Genomic DNA, 18,152 nt, shown 5'->3' with positions numbered 1-18,152 from the left:
TCGGCGATCAACAGGATCAGACTGTTCGGTCTGACGGATCAGACTGTTCCGTCTGATCTGGGGCAGACGTTAGACCTGCGCCGACGAGGGACGCAAGAGGCTCATGAGTGTGACGTGGGTCACATTGACCGGCAAAATCAGACCGCATAGTCTGACAGATCAGAACGTCTAGTCTGGTCGTGGAGCGCCGCGATCCGGGAGGAACCATGCCCACATCCGATCCGGCCACCTGGCAGCCGGCCGCCCCCGTCGCTACCGCGCCCGCCAAGCCCGAGCAGATCCGCCGCGCGGCCTTGAAGGTCTTCCTCGACCAGGGCTACGCCAACGCCAGCATCGACATGATCCTGACCGAGGCGGACGTCTCCCGCCAGACGCTCTACCGCTACTTCAAGGGCAAGGAGCCCCTGTTCCTGGCCGTGGTCGCGGACATCCTGCAGAACGTCCTGTCCGCCATAGCGGACGCGATCCGCGACGCCGACCTGGACCACAGCGACGACCTGGAGGCCGACCTGGCCGACGTGGGCCGGGCCTGGCTGCGCATCATGCTCCAGCCCGACGTCCTGGCCCTGCGCCGGCTGGTCATCGGCGAGGCCGCCCGGCTCCCCCACCTGGCCGCCGCCTGGGACGACCACGGTCCGGGCCAGGTCCGCAAGATCCTGGAGCCCCGCTTCCGCACCCTGGCCGAACGCGGCCTGATGACCCTGGACCCCGACCCCCAGCTCACCGTCGCCTTCTACGCCCGCACCATGATCATCCCGGTCGAGATCGCGATGATGAACACCGATTTCGCCCCCGCCCAGGACGTCATCGACACCTACGTCCGGGGCGGCGTGAAGATGTTCCTCGCCCGGTACGGCGTCGCCGGAGGATGACCGTACTCTGACATAGTGACTCCGCAGCTGCTTGCCGGACGCTATCGGCTGGTGCACGTTCTGGGGCGCGGCGGGATGGGTGCGGTATGGCAGGCCCATGACATCCTTCTTGAGCGCGAGGTCGCCATCAAGGAGATCCACGGTCTCCCGGTCGGTGATGACGAAACCGTCCAGGTCGCGGTGCGCAGGGCGCTGCGCGAGGCTCAGGCGACGGCCCGTCTCAAGCATCCGGGGATCGTCCTGGTCCATGACGTCGTCGTCGAGGACGAGCGACCGTGGATCGTCATGGAGCTGGTCCACGGCCCGTCGCTGGCTCAGGTGGTCGAGAGGGATGGCGCGCTGTCCGTGCAGCGGGCGGCGGCGATCGGGATCCAAGTGCTGGAGGCGCTGGACGCCGCGCACCGGCTGGGAATCCGGCATCGGGACGTCAAGCCGGGCAACATCCTGCTCGACGGCGAGCGCGCGGTGCTGACGGACTTCGGCATCGCGACGTTCGACGGGGCCACCGGTCTCACGGCCACTGGTCAGGTGATCGGGTCGCCCGAGTATCTCGCGCCGGAGCGCATCACCGGAGGTGATGTCGGGGCCGCCGCCGACTTGTGGGCCGTAGGCGTCACGCTGTGTGTGATGGTCACCGGCGACACGCCTTTCCGGCGGTCCGACGCGCAAGCCACCATCGCGGCCGTTCTGGCCGGTCTGTCGAAGCCTCCGACCGGGGTGGGCCCGCTGTGGCCGGCTATCAAAGGGCTGTTGGAGAGCGATCCCCGCGAAAGGCTGACTGCGGCCCAGGCAGTGCGTCTGCTCAGCGCGGTGGTGTCGGTGGTGTCGGGTCCGGGGCTCGGCTCACCGGTCAGAAAAGCCCGCAGCAGCAAGACCGCCTGGCTTTCGGCGATTCCCATCCTGGCGATCCTGATCCTGGCAGGAGCCCTCGCTTGGTCGGGCCCGAACGGTTCCGCAGACACCTCGCACCGGAATACCCGCGCCAAGGAGCAGGCAACCACTCCGCTGGCTTCTCACACTCCGCCGCCCTCCCACACTCCGACCCCCACTCCCACCACTCCCCCGAGCAGCAGCCGCAGCCTTCCCCCCTCGCCGACTCCGCCTGCCGGATCCAAATTCATCAACATCGGTAACGGCTTCGGCATCGCGGTGCCCCAGGACTGGGGGGCCACGATCAACGACGGCTCAGCCACAGACAACTACCCGCCAGACATCCATGTGGAGATCCAAGGCAGTCCCGTCACCCGCGCCCGCCCGCCGGACTCGGCGCTGAGCGACCTGACGCTGACCGAGATGGACACCCGCGGGAACGAGAGCCAATACCGGCTCCTCTCCTTGACCTCGGTCACGCCCCAGCCACCGTCCTCCAGCGAGGCCCAGTGGGACTACACAACGACTCCCGGCTGGTGGACCACCACCCCGACGTACATGCGGTACCGGGTCTACGAGCTCGTCCTACCCGACCATGGCATCTTCGTCATCACCGCCAGCGTCTCAGCTCGTAGCGAAGCAGACCGGGCACGGGTGTGGGCCGATCTGCAACCGACACTCGCGACCGCGCTGAGCAGCTTCCAGCCAGCCTTCTGATCATCAGCACCCTCCCACTCCCGCTCCACTCGCACTCAATCGAGCACCTGGAAACTGTCCAACATCGTGGTCAGAGTCGGCTGGGCGGCAGACCAAGCGCTGCTTGTATCCGAGGCTGTCCCGGCGTTCACCCAGGCGGTCAGGTAGTAGGCCTCGTTGTCGGGACCGATGTAGGCGCGCATCAAGATGTGGCTGTAGACCAGGCCCGGGTGGCCGGGCGCTGTGGTGTACTCCCATCGCGCCGCGCTGTGCGCCCAGGGCGGCGCGGTCAACGCGCTCAGCGCCACGCGCTGGTACTGGCCGTTGGGAAAGAGCGAGGATGTCGAAGCCTCGCGACCTGTGAGGTCGTCCAGAATCGAGCTCTGCGAAGACAGCTGGCGGTGGCTGACCTCCACCGAGATCAAGGGACCGGGCTTGTCGCCGGTGCGATTGGCCCAGCTGGTGGAGCTGCCCACCCATGACTTCGGAATGTAGAGGAAGAAGCCTTCGCGGGCGTTGTCCATCGGCGTGAATCCCGGTGGGGCGGGACGTGGTGAGAACGGCACAGGAGTGATGGTGGAAGCCGTGGGAGTGTTGGGAGCGGTAGGAGTGGGAGCGACGGTCGCGCCTGCCGGCGTCACCGACACGCTAATCGGTGACGTTGGTGCGAGCGACCGCGACGGCTGTGGTGAAAAGAAGCTTTCCGCTCGCGGCGGTGCTGCGGCGCCCCGGTCGAATCGCCACGCTGTTGCGCCGGCGGCCAGCAACGCAGCGAACAGCACGGGTACCAGCCACTTCCGTGGTCTCGGTGGCACCGTGGGAGCGACCACGGGAGCGGGGTTGGGCTCCGTCTGCGTGCTTGATGCCGACTCCACGGCAGCCAACAGCGCTGCTGCCTGCTCGGCGCCGATCCGCTGATCCGGGTCTTTACACAGCAGCCCACTGATAACCGTCGTCAGATGCCCGGCCGTCGGCAACGGATCGGGATCGATGCCGAGCACCGCCGCGATGGTGGCCTGAACGCTGTCCCGCTGAAACGGCGAGCGTCCGGTGACCATCGCATACAGGGTGACGCCGAGCGACCACAGGTCGCCTGGCGGACCCGCGTCGCGGCCGAGAATCCGCTCCGGAGCCATGTATTGCGGCGAGCCGACCAGCATCCCGCTACTGGTCAGAGCGGCAGCCCCGCCTATCGCCGCGATGCCGAAGTCGGTGAGGACCGCGCGCTCGCCGTCCAGAAGAATGTTGGCCGGCTTCACATCCCGGTGCACGATCCCGTGCCGATGCGCCGTCTCCAGCGCACCGAGCACCTGAAGGCCGATCGCGGCCGTCCGGGGAGCGGCGAGCGGCCCCTCCTGCTTCAGCACGTCCGACAACGACCGGCCGTTGATCAGCTCCATGACGATCCACGGCCGACCGTCATGCGTGACGACATCGTGCACTGTCACGATTCCCGGATGCTTGAGCCGAGCAGCCGCTTGGGCCTCACGCACCGCGCGCCGCACGACCTGGTCCGCCGCCTCGTCGCCGTCGATCGCGGGCAGAAGCGCCAGCTCCTTGACGGCGATCTCGCGGCCAAGAAGCTCGTCGCGGGCCAGCCACACGACGCCCATGCCGCCGCGACCCAGCGCACGTATCAGCTGGTACCGTCCCGCAATCATCCGCTCTGCATCCGCTGTGAGTCCTGCTCGGGCGAAGCCTCACTACAGCGTGGCGGTGTCAGCGGTGTCGCGTCCATGCCACACCGGTGCGGCATGGACTGTCGGGCTCACTTTTCCGCGCGCATTCCCTCCACGAGGATTGCGGCGATCTGGGCGCCGATCGCCTCCGGATCGGGCCGCGACGCGCCGTTGTCAGCGGCGGGGCCGTCCGCCCGGGCCAGTCGGAGGCCGGCCGTCAACGCCCCGAACAGCGCGTGCCGCAGCACTTCGGAGGTCACGTCGGCGCGCAGTTCGCCGGCGGCTTGGCCGCGCACGATGAGGCTGTCGACGCGTTCGACGACGGCGGCGGTGTCGTGGGCGTGCGTCCCGCCGGCGAGCACGATCGGATAGTCGGCGCCGATGCGGGCCAGGGCCCGGATCAGCCGGGTCAGGGTCGCCGCGGAGTCCTCGTCCTGGTCCTGGGCGGCGTCGAGCGCGGCGGCGAACTCCTCGATCGCCTCCCGGCCGATCGCCTCGATCAGCACTTCCCGGGTGGGGTAGCGGCGGTACACGGTGGGCCGGGCCACCTCGGCCTCGTCGGCGATGCGCTGCATGCTCGCCGCCGGGTCGTCGGCCAGGACGCGGGCCGCGGCCAGCAGGATGCGCCGCTGGTTGCGCCGGGCGTCGGACCGGAGGTCGGGGGTCTGCGGATCGGGGGCGGCCGCGGAGCCGGTGGCGTTCAATTGATACAGTCCAGTCTCACTTGATACAATGATGTCTCAGTTAAGGGCGCGCCGTTCTGCTTCGCAACCCTGAAGGAACACCCATGTCCTCACTCACCATCGACCGATCCGATCTCACCGCGAAGGAAGTCACCGACATCCTGCGCGCCCGCCTGGGCGCCGGGTACAACGTACTCCCCGGCCTGCGCACCAGCCGCAAGCCGCTGGCCCGGCCGAAGCCGACGACGCCCGACACCGTGCTGGTCGGCCGCGGCTCCAACCGCCTGTTCTGCGCGCACGTCACGCTCACTCGGCGGGCCGGGCAGACCGAGGTCGAGATCGTCCCCGGCGGCCTCGGCTGGGAGACGGCGGTCAACAGCGTCAGGCTCGGCCGGCGGATCCGTCGCGTGCTGGCCGAGCTGCCGCCAGCGCCCGGGCGCTGAGGCCCGAGGCGCTGATGCGCTGAGACGTACATACGCACAGACCAACAGCCCGCATTTCCCGATAGTCCGCCAGGGTGGGCCGGTGGCGCACGGCCGTTGCCTTCACGCGATCCGCGTGAAGGCAACGGCTGGCTGGAGCCGGGCCGCTCGCCACGCGGCGACGGCACCGCCCAGCACTCCCCCGAGCACCGCGAGCAGCGCTGCTCCGGCAATGAGCGCGGCGTCCGCATGCGGTGCGAGATGGACGGCGACAGTAGAGCTCTGAATGCTCTGCGGATCCTGCGGCACCGTCGCCGACAACGTCGGGGCCAGGGCGCCGACGAGGGCGATTCCGGCCAAGCCGGCGATCGCTCCCGCTATCGCTCCGAGCACCCCGATGGCCGCCGACTCGCCGATGACCTGCCCGGCGATCCGGCCGGCGGGCCAGCCGAGCGCCTTGAGCGTCCCGAGTTCCCGGAGCCGCGCGGCCACCCCGCCGACGATGAATAGGCCTGCCACCACGCTCGCCATCGTCAGCGCCGCGGCCGCGACCCAGGTGCCGAGCTCGCCGATCAGGTCGGCCGCTTGGCGCAGGGAGCCGGTGACGGCGTTCGCCTCCGCGTCGGCGCCGGTGACGGTCGCGGTGGGCAGCAGGTGGACGATGGCGCGCTGGACGTCCGCGACGTGCGAAGCGCTGTCCGCCGCGGCGTAGACGACGTTCACCCGGTCGGCGAACGGCCGGCCGTCGGGCGCCCGGGCCAGCGTTTGGGCGGCGGCCAGCGGCAGGTAGACGTCGGCCGATCCGATCTCCTGCGACCGCTTCACGATGCCCACCACCTCGAACGGAGCACCCGCGACGGTGACCGTGGATCCGACCGACAGGTGCTGCGCGGTGGCGTAGCCGCCGTCGAGGACGGCGACCTTCCGCGTCGTGTCGGCGGCGGCGAGCATCCGTCCGGCGACGACGTCGGCCGCCGCGAGCGGTCCGGGCGCGACCTGCGCCGGGTCCACGCCGTCCACCCTGGTGCGGGAGAACAGCGCGCCGGACTGCGTGAGCTCGGCCAGTTGCAGACCGCCGCTGGCAGCGGCGACGTGTGGCAGCGCAGAGATCGTCGCCGCTTGCGAGGGCGGCAAAGGCTCCAAAGTGCCCGTCAGCGCGTGGGAGGAGTCCTGGAGCGCGCCGACGGAACGCATCGGCTGATCGACGGTCAGCTGGGTGCCGACGCCGTAAAGCGACCGGAGCACCGAACTCTGCGCGCGGTCGGCTCCGGCGGACACGGCCGAGACGACCATGACGAGCCCGACGCCGAGCCCGAGACCGGCCGCGCTCAGCAGTGTCCTGCGAGCCCGTCTCAGCAGCTCACTGCACAGATAGCGGAGCCCGAACGGCCACCTCGGGCCGGACCTGCGATGGCCGGCCATCAGTTTCCTTCGGAGCCGACGACGACGGCGAGGCGCCCGGCGTCCATCACGGCGACCCGGCGCGCGCGCTCGGACACGTCGGCGTCGTGCGTCACCACCACGAGCGTCAGATCGCGCTCCCGCCACAGCGTCTCCAACAGCGCCAGGATCTCGTCTCGGGTCGCCGTGTCGAGGTTGCCGGTGGGCTCGTCGGCGAGCAGCACCCTGGGCTGCTTGACCAGCGCCCGCGCGATGCCGACCCGCTGCTGCTGCCCGCCGGAGAGCTCGGAGGGCAGGTGACGGGCCCGGTCGGCGAGGCCGACGTCCGCCAGGGCGGCGGCGGCCCGGGTTTGTCGCTCGGCCCCGGGCAGCCGCAGCGGAACCAGGGCGGCTTCGACGTTCTCCAGGGCCGACAACGTGGGGATCAGGTTGAAGGTCTGGAACACGAAACCGATCGCCTCGCCCCGGACCCGGGTCAGCTCCGCCTCGCGCAGACCGGCGAGGTCGCGGCCGTCGAACTCGACCGCGCCGCGATCGGGGCGGTGCATGGCGCCGAGCAGCTGGAGCAGGGTGCTCTTGCCGCTGCCGGTGCGTCCTTTGATCGCCAGCCAGTCGCCGTCGGCGATCACCAGGTCGACGCCGTCGACGGCGGTCACGGTGCCTTCACGTCCGCGGTGGTAGGTCTTGGTCACGCTGCTGAGGGTGTACATGGATTCTCCTGCCAGGTGTCTCAGGGTTTTTGTCAGGTCTGATGAGTTCTGGCCTAGCCGACGTCGGACATCGCCGCGGCCGGTGGCAGCCGCGACGCGCGCCAGCTGCCGACCAGGCCCGCGACCAGGCCCCCGGCCAGCGCCGTCGCCACTGCCACCAGGAGCAGCGAGGCCGAGACCGGGGCGGCCATCCGCACGGCCAGGTCGTGGAGCGAGCCCGGGGCGTCGGTGACGTGCATGCCGGTGGCGTTGATGCCGACGTTCTTCGGCGCCACGTTCCCCGGACTGTTCGCGACGGTGGCCGTCAGCTTCGGCGCGATCGCCGACAGCACCGCGGCGCCCCCGAGTCCGATTGCCACGCCGAACACGGCGCCGACGGCACCGGTGACCAGGGCTTCGGCCGTGATCTGCCCGACCACGAGACGTCGCGGCCAGCCGAGCGCCCGCAGCGTGCCGAGCTCCCGGCGCCGGCTGCTCACCGCGGCCAGCGTCAGCAGACTGGCCAGGACGAAGGCGGCGGTCAGCACACCCGCCGAGAGCCACCGGCCGAGCTGGTTGATGAGCCGCGACACGTCCTTCAGCGACCCGCTCACCTGGTCGGCCAGGCTGGAGGCGCTGCTGACGGTCGCCGCCGGGAGGAGGCGGGCCAGGCCGGAGCGCACGCCGGCGACGTCGGAGGCGCCGGCGGCCCGGACGTAGATGTCGGTGACCATGTCAGGGCTCGTCATCCCGGTGTAAGGGCTCGTGGACGAGGCTTTCGCGAGGGCTTGCGCGCGGGCCAGCGGGATCGAGACGTCGGCGCTGCCGGCGGGCTGGGCGGCCAGGCCGATGATCGTGAACCGGTGCAGCTCGACGGTGACGGACCCGCCGACGGCCAGGCTGTGCGCGGCGGCGTAGGCGGAGTCGACGACGGCCACATCGGCGCCGCGGTCCGCGTCGGTGAAACCGCGTCCGGCGACGAGCTTGGCGGAAGCGAACGGACCAAGGCTGGGATGGGCCACGTCGACGCCGCTGACCAGGAGCGTGGTCGGGAAGGCACTGGCCGGGGGCGTGCCGTCCGGGGCGATCTGGGACAGGGCCGGGACGATGAACGAGGTGTCCGACAGCGTGAGTCCGCCGGCCACTTCGGCCACGCCGTGCAGCCGGCCGGCCTGCGCGGCCGCGGCGGACGGCAGCCAGCTCAAGCCCGGGGCCGGAGTCAGCTGGTCGACGGGCTGCGGGTCCTTGCCCGGGGAGTAGCCGATCCCCTTGCCCGAGGATCCGGACGCGTTCAGGTCCTTCGGGTCGGGCGCGCCGGCGCTCGGCGAGGCCTTGGTGACCGAGATGTCGGTGCCGACGCCGTAGAGGGAGTGGAGCACGGCGCGCTCGGCGTCGCCGAGGCCGTTGGCGGCCGCCATGACCGTCACGACCAGGCCGATGCCGACGCCGAGGCCCGCGCCGGAGAGCAGGGTCTGGCGCCAGCGGCGGCGGACCTCGCGGAGCGGGTGGATGGCGCGGAGGGGGCGGGTGGGGCGGTCCGGGCGGAGGCCGAGGCCGTGATCGGGCCGGGTGGCGCGGTCTTCACGGTCGCCACGCGCGGCACGGTCAGTACGGTCGGTACGAGTCCGGCTCATGACTGGGCCCCCACCGGTCCGCTCGACAGCCACGCCGCCGGCGCCAACGTCCGGCACGGGCCGTTGAGGGCGGCCAGGAACTGCGGCGACGCGGGGTCGACCCCGCTGCCCGGCGCGAGCCAGTCCGCTTTGGCAGCCTCCGGATCGGGGAACGCCGGCACGCCGTTCGCGCGCATGCAGCGGGCGAAGTCGGCGGTGAAGGAGACGGTGGTGCCGCGCTGCGCGGTGCCGGTCACATCGGCGTCCGGGTGGATGGCCACCGGACCGCTGCTCGTATTCATCGGGTTCATCGGGATTGTCGGGTCGGCCGGATTCATCGCGTTCGCCGTTGCCGAGGCGGTCGGCGATCCGAGCACCGACCCGGAGGTGACCATCCTCGGCCGGGCACTGCTGCACGCGGCCACTCCGGCCAGCACGACCGCCGTCCCAGCAAGCGCGAACGCCATCACAGTCAGCGCGCGGGGCCGTGCGGTGCGCCTCCGCGGTCCCGCTGCTCTCATTTCACTGTCCATGCCGTCACTTCTACGGAGCACCCGATTGCGGCGGCGCAACGCAGTTGCATTTCTGCAACAGGTGGCGGTGGCATCCTGGAGCCATGCGGGTGCTGCTGGTCGAGGACCACGCCAAGCTGGCGCTGACCCTGGCCGCGGGGCTGCGCCGGGCCGGGATGGCGGTCGACGTCGTCTTCGACGGCGACGACGCCCTCGAACGCGTCGCCGAGACCGCCTACGAGGTCGTGGTCCTGGACCGCGACCTGCCCGGCACCCACGGCGACGACGTCTGCCGCCGGATCGCGGCCGGCGGCGCCGGGAGCAGGGTCCTGATGCTCACGGCGGCCGGCGCGGTCGGCGACCGGATCGAGGGCCTGGCCATCGGCGCGGACGACTACCTGCCCAAGCCCTGCGACTTCTCCGAACTGGTCGCCCGCATCCGCGCGCTGGGCCGACGCCCGGGGGTCGGACTGCCCGCGGTGCTCTCCCACGCGGACCTGACGCTGGATCCGTCACGGCGGGTCGCCACCCGCGACGGCCGTCAGCTGACCCTCAACCCCAAGGAGTTCGCGGTGTTGGAGACCCTCCTCGCCGCGAGAGGTGCCGTGGTGTCGGCCGAGGAACTGCTGGAGCGGGTCTGGGACGAGATGGCGAACCCCTTCAGCCAGGCGGTCCGCACCACGATGAGCCGCCTGCGGGCCAAACTGGGCGATCCGCCGCTCATCGCCACCGTGGCCAAAGCCGGCTACCGCATCGGCGGGGACTGACCATGGCCTCCCCGCCCAGACGAGCCGACATGGTCTCCTCGGTCTTCTTTCTCCCGAGGCCGACAGTGCGGCTGCGCCTCACGCTGCTGTACGGACTGTGCTTCGTGGCCTCCGGCACGGCGCTGCTCGGGATCACCTACGCGCTCGTCAACACCCGGCTGTCCCGCCTCCAGGTGTCGACCGGGTCCAGCCCGGACAGCGCGAGCACCGAACACGCGCACGCCACCACGTCCGCCGCGGACAGCCTGCACGCCCAACGGACCGCCGACCTGCACCAGCTCGTCGTCCAGTCCGGTATCGCCCTCGCGATCATGGCGGTCGTGTCGGTCGGGCTGGGCTGGCTCCTGGCCGGCCGCACCCTGCGCCCGCTCCGCGAAATCACCAGCGCCACGCGCACCATCTCCGAACACAACCTCCACGACCGGCTCGCCCACACCGGGCCCGACGACGAGCTCAAGGACCTGGCCGGCACCATCGACGCCCTCCTGGCCAGACTTGAATCCGCCTTCGACTCGCAGAAACGCTTCGTGGCCAACGCCTCGCACGAACTCCGCACTCCGATCATGCTCGGCAAGACCCTCCTCCAAGTGGCTCTGGCCGATCCCGACCTCACCCTGCCCGCCCTGCGCGCGGCGTGCCACGAAGTCCTCGTCACCGCCGACGACCAGGAACACCTGATCCAGGCCCTCCTCACCCTGGCTCGCAGCCAGGCCGGCCTCGACCACCGCGAGCCCTTCGACCTCGCGAAGGTGACACAAGGAGTGGTCGACGCGCACCACGAGGAGATCGGCCGCAGAGGTCTGCGACTCGACACCGCGCTGGAGCGGGCGCCGATGGACGGCGACCCTCAGCTGATGGAGGTTCTGGTGACGAACCTGCTGGAGAACGCCATTCGACACAACGTCGTCGGGGGGAGCATCCGCATAGCCACCGGCGATGCCGCCGCCGTCGGATCGGCCGGGCCGGCCGCTGACATCCACGCCGCACGACCGGTCCTGGCTGTCAGCAACACCGGTGACTTCATCCCCACAGCCGAGGTGCAACGCATCCTGCAACCTTTCCAACACCTCGCGCGACCGCGCGGCCACAACCACGAAGGACTCGGCCTCGGCCTGTCGATCGTCGCCGCTATCGCCGACGCCCACACCGCCGCCCTGTCGCTGCAAGCACCGCCGACCGGGGGCCTGGCTGTACACGTGGGCTTGCGCAAGGAAGCCCGGGGCTCTTGACGGCCGCGTCGCGGCCACCGTACTTTTGTCCCGCGCACGGCCCCACAATTGAATACACCGCTGACGATACTGTGCGGGAGAGCTCACGACTCGGTGGAGTTGTGGCGCCGAAGGAGCAAATCCTCCCCGGAAACTCTCAGGCCTCGTTACCGCATGAGTGGAGGCGGACTCTGGAAAGTAGGCGCCCATGCGTCTCGCCCACGGTGAAAGCCGCGCTCTACGCGCGGTGAAACTCTCAGGCCAATGACAGAGGGGGAGGCTCACTCGGCCGCACACCCTGGTGTGCGCTAGGAACACGAGGATGCCCCTATGCCTGTCGTAGCACTGGCCCATCACACGGCCTTCAGCCCGCCGTTCGACCTGGTGCCCGTCTTGGTACTCAAGGTGGCGCTCCCCCTCAAGTAGCTCTGCTGGGCCGCGTTCCGCGTCCTGCCTTTTGACAACTCAATACCGCGCTGTTCGAACCGCAGCGGGAGAGTCCTCGTCCAGCCTGGGCGAGGCGCCGAAGGAGCAACACTCCCCAGAATCTCTCAGGCCCCCATACCGCCGCGGTGAGGCAACTCTGGAAAGTCAGGGCCCTGTGCCCTGCGCCCACGGTGCAAACCGCCCGATCCGGCGGTGAAGCTCTCAGGTATCGATGACAGAGCGGGGAGGTCACCCATCCATGGCGCCGCGTTCGCGGCGTACCAGCAGGGAGCCTCCCTATGAGCTCTGATGAGCCGTCCACGCACGGCGCTTTTTCTGCCCGCCATATCGGCGTCCGTGACGCCGACCGCGCCAAGATGCTGGCCGAGGTCGGCTATCGCACGCTCGGTGAGCTTGTCGACGCCGCCGTTCCCGCCGGCATCCGCACCGTCGGCGACCTGGACCTCCCGACGGCCGCGAGCGAGGCCGAGGCCCGCGCCGAGCTGGTGGAGCTGGCCGCCCGGAACACGGTGGGCATCGCCATGATCGGGCTGGGCTACTTCCCGACGGTGACGCCCGCGGTGATCCGGCGCAATGTGCTGGAGGATCCGGCGTGGTACACCGCGTACACGCCGTACCAGCCGGAGATCAGCCAGGGCCGGTTGGAAGCGCTGATCAACTTCCAGACCATGGTGGGTGATCTGACCGGGCTGCCCACCGCCAACGCCTCGCTGCTCGACGAGGGCACGGCGGTCGCCGAGGCGGTCACGGTCATGCGCCGCGTGGCCGGCAAGCAGGGCGGCGCGCGTGTGCTGGTCGACGCCGACACCCTGCCGCAGACCCTTGATGTCCTGCGCACCCGGGCCGCGGCGGTCGGGATCGAGGTCGTCGAGGTCGACGTCACCGCGCCGCTGCCGGAGGGCGGCTTCTTCGGACTGGTGCTGTCCTACCCGGGCTGCTCCGGGGCGGTCCGTGACCTGCACGCTGTGACTGCCGCGGCGAAGGCGCGCGGTGCGTTGGTGGCGGTGGCCGCGGACCTGCTGGCATTGACGCTGCTGGTTCCGCCGGGTGAGTTCGGCGCGGACATCTGTGTGGGGTCGACGCAGCGGTTCGGCGTCCCGCTGTTCTACGGCGGCCCGCACGCCGGGTACATGGCGGTGCGCGAAGGATTGGAGCGGCACCTGCCCGGGCGGCTGGTGGGCGTGTCCGTGGACGCGTCGGGCCGGCCCGCCTACCGGCTGGCATTGCAGACCCGTGAGCAGCACATCCGCCGCGACAAGGCGACGTCGAACATTTGCACCGCGCAGGTGCTGCTGGCCGTGGTCGCCTCGATGTATGCCGTGTACCACGGTCCAGAGGGTTTGACCGAGATCGCTCAGCGGATCCACGGGTACGCGGCGCACCTCGCGACCGGTCTGGAGGCCGACGGTGTCGAGGTGGTGCATACAGAGTTCTTCGACACCTTGTCGGTCCGCGTTCCCGGACGCGCCGCGCAGGTGGTCGCGACCGCGCATGACCTGGGGCTCCGGCTGCGGCTGGTGGACGACGACCACGTCGGCGTGTCCTGCTCGGAGATCACGACCAAGGCGCATATCGATTTGGTCCGGCAGGCCTTTGGGCGCCAGGACACCGCAAGAGCAGACGGATCAGAGGATTCGTCAGGGAGTTCAGAAGCCTCGGCTATTGCAGGGAGCTGCGAGAGGTTGCCGCCTGCCCTGCGCCGCACCTCGGACTTCCTCACGCACCCGGTGTTCGGCGCGCATCGCTCGGAGACGGAGATGTTGCGCTATCTGCGGCGGCTCTCCGACCGGGACTTCGCGCTGGACCGCGGCATGATCCCGCTGGGGTCGTGCACGATGAAGCTGAACGCGACCACCGAGATGGAGCCGGTGAGCTGGCCCGGCTTCGCCGACCTGCACCCGTTCGCCCCGGCCGGCGACACCGCCGGGTACGCCGAGCTGATCGCGCAGCTTGAGACCTGGCTGGCGGAGGTCACCGGATACGCGAAGGTGTCCATCCAGCCCAACGCCGGGTCCCAGGGCGAACTGGCCGGACTGCTGGCGATCCGGGCCTATCACCGTGCCCGCAGCCAGGGCGGACGGGACGTGTGCCTGATCCCGGCCAGTGCGCACGGCACCAACGCCGCGTCGGCCGCGATGGCCGGGATGCGGGTGGTCGTCGTCGCCTCGCGACCCGACGGCACCGTCGATCTGGCGGATCTGGAAGCCAAGTGTGCGCAGCATGCTGATTCCCTCGCCGCGATCATGGTCACGTACCCGTCGACGCACGGCGTCTACGAGGAGGGCATCACCCGACTGTGCGAACTGGTGCACGAGCACGGCGGCCAGGTGTATGTAGACGGCGCCAACCTCAACGCGCTGCTCGGCGTCGCCAAGCCGGGCGAGTTCGGCGGGGACGTGTCCCACCTGAACCTGCACAAGACGTTCTGCATCCCGCACGGCGGAGGCGGCCCAGGCGTCGGGCCGGTCGCGGTGGCCGCTCATCTGGCGCCCTATCTGCCGAGCCATCCGCTGCACCCCGAGACCGCGCGCCGCGACGGCATCGGATCGGTGAGCGCCGCGCCGTTCGGGAGCGCCGGGATCCTGCCGATCCCGTGGGCGTACATCCGCATGATGGGCGCCGAAGGGCTGGTCGCGGCCACCCGGACCGCGGTGCTGGCCGCCAACTACATTGCGCGCCGCCTGGGCCCGCACTTCCCGGTGCTGTACACCGGGGCGGCCGGTCTGGTCGCCCACGAATGCATCCTGGACGTGCGCCCGATCACGGCGGCCACCGGCGTCACGGTCGACGACATCGCCAAGCGGCTCATCGACTACGGCTTCCATGCCCCCACCATGAGCTTCCCGGTCGCCGGCACGTTGATGGTCGAGCCCACCGAAAGCGAGAACCTCGCCGAGCTGGACCGGTTCTGCGAGGCGATGATCGCCATTCGCGGCGAGATCGACCTGGTCGGTAACGGTGAGTGGGCTTTGGAAGACAGTCCTCTGCGACACGCTCCGCACACCGCCGCCTCGATCGTCGGGGAGTGGAGCCGGGCGTACTCCCGGGAGCGGGCCGTGTTCCCGGCCGGGATCGGCACCGACAAGTACTGGCCGCCGGTCGGCCGGATCGACGGCGCCTTCGGCGACCGGAACCTGGTGTGCTCCTGCCCGCCCATCGACTCCTCCGCGTCCTGACCGCACCGGTCACGACGCCTGCCACCGCCACCGCACCGCCACCGCACCGCCACCGAGAGGCACCGCCATGTCGAAGAAGACACCGTTGCACGACCTCCATGCCGCGCTCGGCGCGACGTTCACCGATTTCGCCGGATGGTCGATGCCGGTGCGCTACACCTCCGAGCTCGACGAGCATCATGCCGTGCGCAAGGCGGCCGGCCTGTTCGACCTCACGCACATGGGCGAGATCGAGCTGTCCGGCCCCGAGGTGGGCCGGGCGTTGGACTATGCCCTGGTCGGGGAGCCCTCGAAGATCGCGATCGGGCGGGCCCGCTACTCCATGCTGGTCCACGAGACCGGCGGCATTCTCGACGACCTGATCGTGTACCGGCTCGGCGCGACGGAGTACCTCGTCGTCGCCAACGCGGGCAACGCCCAGCTGGTCTGCGCCACCCTGCGGGACCGGATCGACGGTTACGCCGTCACGGTCTCGGACGCCTGCGACGACTGGGCCCTGCTCGCCGTCCAGGGGCCGCAATCGGCCGCGATCGTCGCCGAGCTGGCCGACGTCGATGTCAAGACCCTGAAGTACTACGGCATCGACCCGGCGGGGCTGGCCGGCCATGCCGTCCTGCTGGCCCGAACCGGCTACACCGGCGAGGACGGATTCGAGATCTACTGCCGCCCGGCCGACGCCGCCGATCTGTGGAAGGCACTGACCGAGGCCGGCACCGGGTACGGGCTTCAGCCGTGCGGTCTGGCCTGTCGCGACACGCTGCGGTTGGAGGCCGGGATGCCGTTGTACGGCCAGGAGCTCACCACCCGCACGACGCCGTTCGACGCCGGCCAGGGCCGCATCGTGGTGTTCGACAAGCCCGGCGGGTTCGTCGGCGAGGCCGCGCTGGCCATCCGGCGTGCCGAGGGGCCCCGGCAGAAGCTGGTCGGGCTGACCACTGGCGGGCGGCGGGCACCGCGCACCGGCTACGCCGTCCTGGACGTGGAAAGCGGCGACGTCATCGGGGAGATCACCTCCGGCGCCTTGTCGCCCAGCCTGGGTTATCCCGTGGCGATGGCGTACGTGCCGGCCGACTACGCCGGAACCGAAGTGCTCGTCGATGTTCGCGGCACCCAGGTGCGCGGCAGCATCACGCCGCTGCCGTTCTACCGCCGCCAGGTCTGAGCACTGACCAGCCATCTCCTTCCGCCATCCGGCCATCAGGCCATCAGGCCATCAGGCCACCGAGTCATCCGGCCATCAGGCCACCGAGTCATCCGGCCATTGCGCCATCACGCCATCACGTCACTAGAGAAAAGAAGCGACCATGACTGTTCCCGCTGAGCTGAGCTACACCGCCGACCACGAGTGGATCGCCACCGACGGCGACGTCTCGACCGTCGGCATCACCTCGCACGCCGCCGAGGCCCTCGGCGACATCGTCTACATCAGCCTGCCCTCGGTCGGCGACACGATCACCGCAGGGCAGTCGTGCGGGGAGATCGAATCGACCAAGTCCGTCAGCGACCTGTTCGCCCCGGCCGACGGCGACGTCGTCGAGATCAACGGGGCCGCCGAGGCCGACCCCGCGTCGATCAACACTGATCCGTTCGGCAAGGGCTGGCTGTTCCGCATGCGGATCACCGGTTCGCCCGACCTGCTGGACGCCGCGGCCTACACGGCGCTCACCGAAGGGGCCTGACCATGTCGATCCTGGACAGCCGACTCGCCGACGTCGACCCCGACGTGTACGCCGCCGTGCGCGCGGAGCTGGAACGCCAGCAGAACACCCTGGAGATGATCGCCAGCGAGAACTTCGCGCCGGTCGCGGTCATGGAAGCACAGGGCTCGGTCCTGACCAACAAGTACGCCGAAGGCTATCCGGGACGGCGCTACTACGGCGGCTGCGAGCACGTCGACGTCACCGAGACCCTCGCGATCGAGCGGGTGAAGGCCCTGTTCGACGCCGGGTTCGCCAACGTGCAGCCGCACTCGGGAGCCCAGGCGAACGCCGCGGCGATGATGGCCCTGATCCAGCCCGGCGACACCATCCTCGGCCTGGACCTCGCCCACGGCGGGCACCTCACGCACGGTATGCGGATCAACTTCTCGGGCAAGCTCTACAACGTCGTCGCCTACCACGTGTCGGCCGACAGCAACCGCGTCGACCTGGCCGAGGTCCAGCGCCTGGCCGAGGAGCACCGGCCCAAGCTCATCGTCGCCGGCTGGTCGGCGTACCCGAGGCAGCTCGACTTCGCCGTCTTCCGGCGGATCGCGGACCTGGTGGGCGCGTATCTGATGGTCGACATGGCGCACTTCGCGGGCCTGGTGGCGGCCGGGCTGCACCCGAACCCGGTGCCGTATGCGGACGTGGTCACCACCACCACGCACAAGACACTCGGCGGCCCGCGCGGGGGCGTGATCCTGACCAACCGCGAGGACGTGGCCAAGAAGGTCAACAGCGCGGTGTTCCCCGGCCAGCAGGGCGGGCCGCTGGAGCATGTGATCGCGGCGAAGGCCGTGGCGTTCAAGCTGGCCGCCGGGCCGGAGTTCCGGGAGCGGCAGGAGCGGACGCTGAAGGGCGCCCGGGCCATCGCCGAGCGTCTGGGCGCCGCCGACGTCGCCACCGCTGGCGTCTCGGTGCTGTCCGGAGGCACTGACGTCCACCTGGTACTGGTCGACCTGCGCGAATCAGAGCTCGACGGCAAGCAGGCCGAGGACCGGCTGCACTCGATCGGCATCACGGTGAACCGCAACGCGGTTCCCTTCGATCCTCGACCGCCGATGGTGACCTCGGGGCTTCGCATCGGCACGCCCGCGCTGGCCACGCGCGGCTTCACCATGGCCGCCTTCGCCGAGGTCGCCGACGTCATCGCCGAGGCGCTGAAGCCCGGCTACGACGAGGGTGTGGCCGGGAAGCTGCGGGCCCGGGTCGCGGTGCTGACCGGCGAGTTCCCTCTGTATCCGGAGCTGTGAGGTGGTCGGCAACACTACCACGGCCGTCACCCCGGAGCCAGAAGGCCGCAAGCTGCTCCGGCTTGAGGTCCGCAACAGCGCCGTCCCGATCGAGAAGAAACCGAGCTGGATCAAGACCCGGGCGAAGATGGGACCGGAATACACCGGCCTGAAGAACCTGGTGA

At 70.2% G+C, this 18,152-nt stretch carries 15 protein-coding genes, 1 pseudogene and 2 riboswitches; of the genes and pseudogenes, 10 read left to right on the top strand and 6 right to left on the bottom strand.

The genetic code is table 11. The features are described from left to right. Positions 1 to 206 precede the first annotated feature (206 nt). Complete coding sequence (locus tag ABD481_RS15640; protein WP_344666378.1) at positions 207 to 872, top strand: TetR/AcrR family transcriptional regulator; 666 nt, start codon at positions 207 to 209, stop codon at positions 870 to 872. Positions 873 to 887: 15 nt separating this feature from the next. Beyond that, a complete protein-coding gene (locus ABD481_RS15635) occupies positions 888 to 2,459 on the top strand; it encodes a serine/threonine-protein kinase (RefSeq protein ID WP_344666377.1) in 1,572 nt (523 codons plus the stop codon). Between the two features lie 35 nt (positions 2,460 to 2,494). Here the strand turns inward: ABD481_RS15635 and ABD481_RS15630 are convergent, their stop codons facing one another. Together ABD481_RS15630 and ABD481_RS15625 are read right to left on the bottom strand one after the other, a co-directional pair. After that, positions 2,495 to 4,099: a serine/threonine-protein kinase gene (locus tag ABD481_RS15630; RefSeq protein ID WP_344666376.1), complete on the bottom strand. Its 1,605-nt coding sequence runs from the start codon at positions 4,097 to 4,099 to the stop codon at positions 2,495 to 2,497. A gap of 107 nt (positions 4,100 to 4,206) precedes the next feature. After that, positions 4,207 to 4,821: a TetR/AcrR family transcriptional regulator gene (locus tag ABD481_RS15625; RefSeq protein WP_344666375.1), complete on the bottom strand. Its 615-nt coding sequence runs from the start codon at positions 4,819 to 4,821 to the stop codon at positions 4,207 to 4,209. Between the two features lie 83 nt (positions 4,822 to 4,904). On the opposite strand from ABD481_RS15625, the gene ABD481_RS15620 reads away from it, so the two are divergent. After that, the gene (locus tag ABD481_RS15620; RefSeq protein ID WP_344666374.1) at positions 4,905 to 5,243 is read left to right on the top strand and encodes a hypothetical protein; all 339 of its coding nucleotides are present in this window, start codon (positions 4,905 to 4,907) and stop codon (positions 5,241 to 5,243) included. Between the two features lie 102 nt (positions 5,244 to 5,345). On the opposite strand, the gene ABD481_RS15615 is transcribed toward ABD481_RS15620, so the two are convergent. The 4 genes from ABD481_RS15615 to ABD481_RS15600 are packed head-to-tail and all read right to left on the bottom strand — an operon-like array spanning position 5,346 to position 9,392. After that, positions 5,346 to 6,644 (bottom strand): ABC transporter permease, encoded by a 1,299-nt coding sequence (locus ABD481_RS15615; RefSeq protein ID WP_344666373.1) that lies wholly within the window; start codon positions 6,642 to 6,644, stop codon positions 5,346 to 5,348. After that, positions 6,644 to 7,333 carry an ABC transporter ATP-binding protein gene (locus tag ABD481_RS15610; protein ID WP_344666372.1) on the bottom strand — a complete coding sequence of 230 codons (690 nt, stop codon included), beginning with the start codon at positions 7,331 to 7,333 and terminating at the stop codon, positions 6,644 to 6,646. The genes ABD481_RS15615 and ABD481_RS15610 overlap by 1 nt, the downstream gene beginning before the upstream one ends. Before the next feature lie 53 nt (positions 7,334 to 7,386). Continuing rightward, positions 7,387 to 8,946: an ABC transporter permease gene (locus ABD481_RS15605; RefSeq protein ID WP_344666371.1), complete on the bottom strand. Its 1,560-nt coding sequence runs from the start codon at positions 8,944 to 8,946 to the stop codon at positions 7,387 to 7,389. Next, positions 8,943 to 9,392: a hypothetical protein gene (locus tag ABD481_RS15600; RefSeq protein ID WP_344666370.1), complete on the bottom strand. Its 450-nt coding sequence runs from the start codon at positions 9,390 to 9,392 to the stop codon at positions 8,943 to 8,945. The genes ABD481_RS15605 and ABD481_RS15600 overlap by 4 nt, the downstream gene beginning before the upstream one ends. Positions 9,393 to 9,541: 149 nt before the next feature. On the opposite strand from ABD481_RS15600, the gene ABD481_RS15595 reads away from it, so the two are divergent. The 7 genes and pseudogenes from ABD481_RS15595 to ABD481_RS15565 form a co-directional block, all read left to right on the top strand. Then, the gene (locus tag ABD481_RS15595; protein ID WP_344666369.1) at positions 9,542 to 10,204 is read left to right on the top strand and encodes a response regulator transcription factor; all 663 of its coding nucleotides are present in this window, start codon (positions 9,542 to 9,544) and stop codon (positions 10,202 to 10,204) included. A gap of 2 nt (positions 10,205 to 10,206) precedes the next feature. Continuing rightward, positions 10,207 to 11,433 (top strand): sensor histidine kinase, encoded by a 1,227-nt coding sequence (locus tag ABD481_RS15590; RefSeq protein ID WP_344666368.1) that lies wholly within the window; start codon positions 10,207 to 10,209, stop codon positions 11,431 to 11,433. A gap of 64 nt (positions 11,434 to 11,497) precedes the next feature. Beyond that, a riboswitch (glycine riboswitch) is annotated at positions 11,498 to 11,595 on the top strand. 298 nt (positions 11,596 to 11,893) lie between these two features. Then, positions 11,894 to 11,989: riboswitch (glycine riboswitch) on the top strand. Positions 11,990 to 12,137: 148 nt separating this feature from the next. Then, complete coding sequence (gene gcvP, locus ABD481_RS15585; RefSeq protein WP_344666367.1) at positions 12,138 to 15,035, top strand: aminomethyl-transferring glycine dehydrogenase; 2,898 nt, start codon at positions 12,138 to 12,140, stop codon at positions 15,033 to 15,035. Between the two features lie 67 nt (positions 15,036 to 15,102). Beyond that, positions 15,103 to 16,197 carry a glycine cleavage system aminomethyltransferase GcvT gene (gcvT, locus tag ABD481_RS15580; protein ID WP_344666366.1) on the top strand — a complete coding sequence of 365 codons (1,095 nt, stop codon included), beginning with the start codon at positions 15,103 to 15,105 and terminating at the stop codon, positions 16,195 to 16,197. A 142-nt stretch (positions 16,198 to 16,339) separates the two neighbouring features. Continuing rightward, on the top strand, positions 16,340 to 16,714 hold the full coding sequence (gene gcvH / locus ABD481_RS15575) for a glycine cleavage system protein GcvH (RefSeq protein ID WP_344666365.1): 375 nt from the start codon (positions 16,340 to 16,342) through the stop codon (positions 16,712 to 16,714). A gap of 2 nt (positions 16,715 to 16,716) precedes the next feature. Then, positions 16,717 to 17,988, top strand: a complete 1,272-nt coding sequence (glyA, locus tag ABD481_RS15570; RefSeq protein WP_344666364.1) for a serine hydroxymethyltransferase — start codon at positions 16,717 to 16,719, stop codon at positions 17,986 to 17,988. Between the two features lies 1 nt (position 17,989). Then, a pseudogene (locus ABD481_RS15565) lies at positions 17,990 to 18,152 on the top strand (lipoyl synthase); the annotation flags it as partial.

The organism is Catenulispora yoronensis (assembly GCF_039531695.1).
In the GTDB taxonomy this organism is placed as follows: domain Bacteria; phylum Actinomycetota; class Actinomycetes; order Streptomycetales; family Catenulisporaceae; genus Catenulispora; species Catenulispora yoronensis.
This window is presented reverse-complemented; position numbering and strand designations above follow the sequence as displayed.

Coding starts and splice junctions, on each gene's coding strand:
- ABD481_RS15640 (WP_344666378.1), top strand. CDS start 207: ATGCCCACATCCGATCCGGCCACCTGGCAGCCGGCCGCCCCCGTCGCT.
- ABD481_RS15630 (WP_344666376.1), bottom strand. CDS start 4,099: ATGATTGCGGGACGGTACCAGCTGATACGTGCGCTGGGTCGCGGCGGC.
- ABD481_RS15620 (WP_344666374.1), top strand. CDS start 4,905: ATGTCCTCACTCACCATCGACCGATCCGATCTCACCGCGAAGGAAGTC.
- ABD481_RS15615 (WP_344666373.1), bottom strand. CDS start 6,644: ATGGCCGGCCATCGCAGGTCCGGCCCGAGGTGGCCGTTCGGGCTCCGC.
- ABD481_RS15610 (WP_344666372.1), bottom strand. CDS start 7,333: ATGTACACCCTCAGCAGCGTGACCAAGACCTACCACCGCGGACGTGAA.
- ABD481_RS15605 (WP_344666371.1), bottom strand. CDS start 8,946: ATGAGCCGGACTCGTACCGACCGTACTGACCGTGCCGCGCGTGGCGAC.
- ABD481_RS15600 (WP_344666370.1), bottom strand. CDS start 9,392: ATGGCGTTCGCGCTTGCTGGGACGGCGGTCGTGCTGGCCGGAGTGGCC.
- ABD481_RS15595 (WP_344666369.1), top strand. CDS start 9,542: ATGCGGGTGCTGCTGGTCGAGGACCACGCCAAGCTGGCGCTGACCCTG.
- ABD481_RS15590 (WP_344666368.1), top strand. CDS start 10,207: ATGGCCTCCCCGCCCAGACGAGCCGACATGGTCTCCTCGGTCTTCTTT.
- gcvP (WP_344666367.1), top strand. CDS start 12,138: ATGAGCTCTGATGAGCCGTCCACGCACGGCGCTTTTTCTGCCCGCCAT.
- gcvT (WP_344666366.1), top strand. CDS start 15,103: ATGTCGAAGAAGACACCGTTGCACGACCTCCATGCCGCGCTCGGCGCG.
- gcvH (WP_344666365.1), top strand. CDS start 16,340: ATGACTGTTCCCGCTGAGCTGAGCTACACCGCCGACCACGAGTGGATC.
- glyA (WP_344666364.1), top strand. CDS start 16,717: ATGTCGATCCTGGACAGCCGACTCGCCGACGTCGACCCCGACGTGTAC.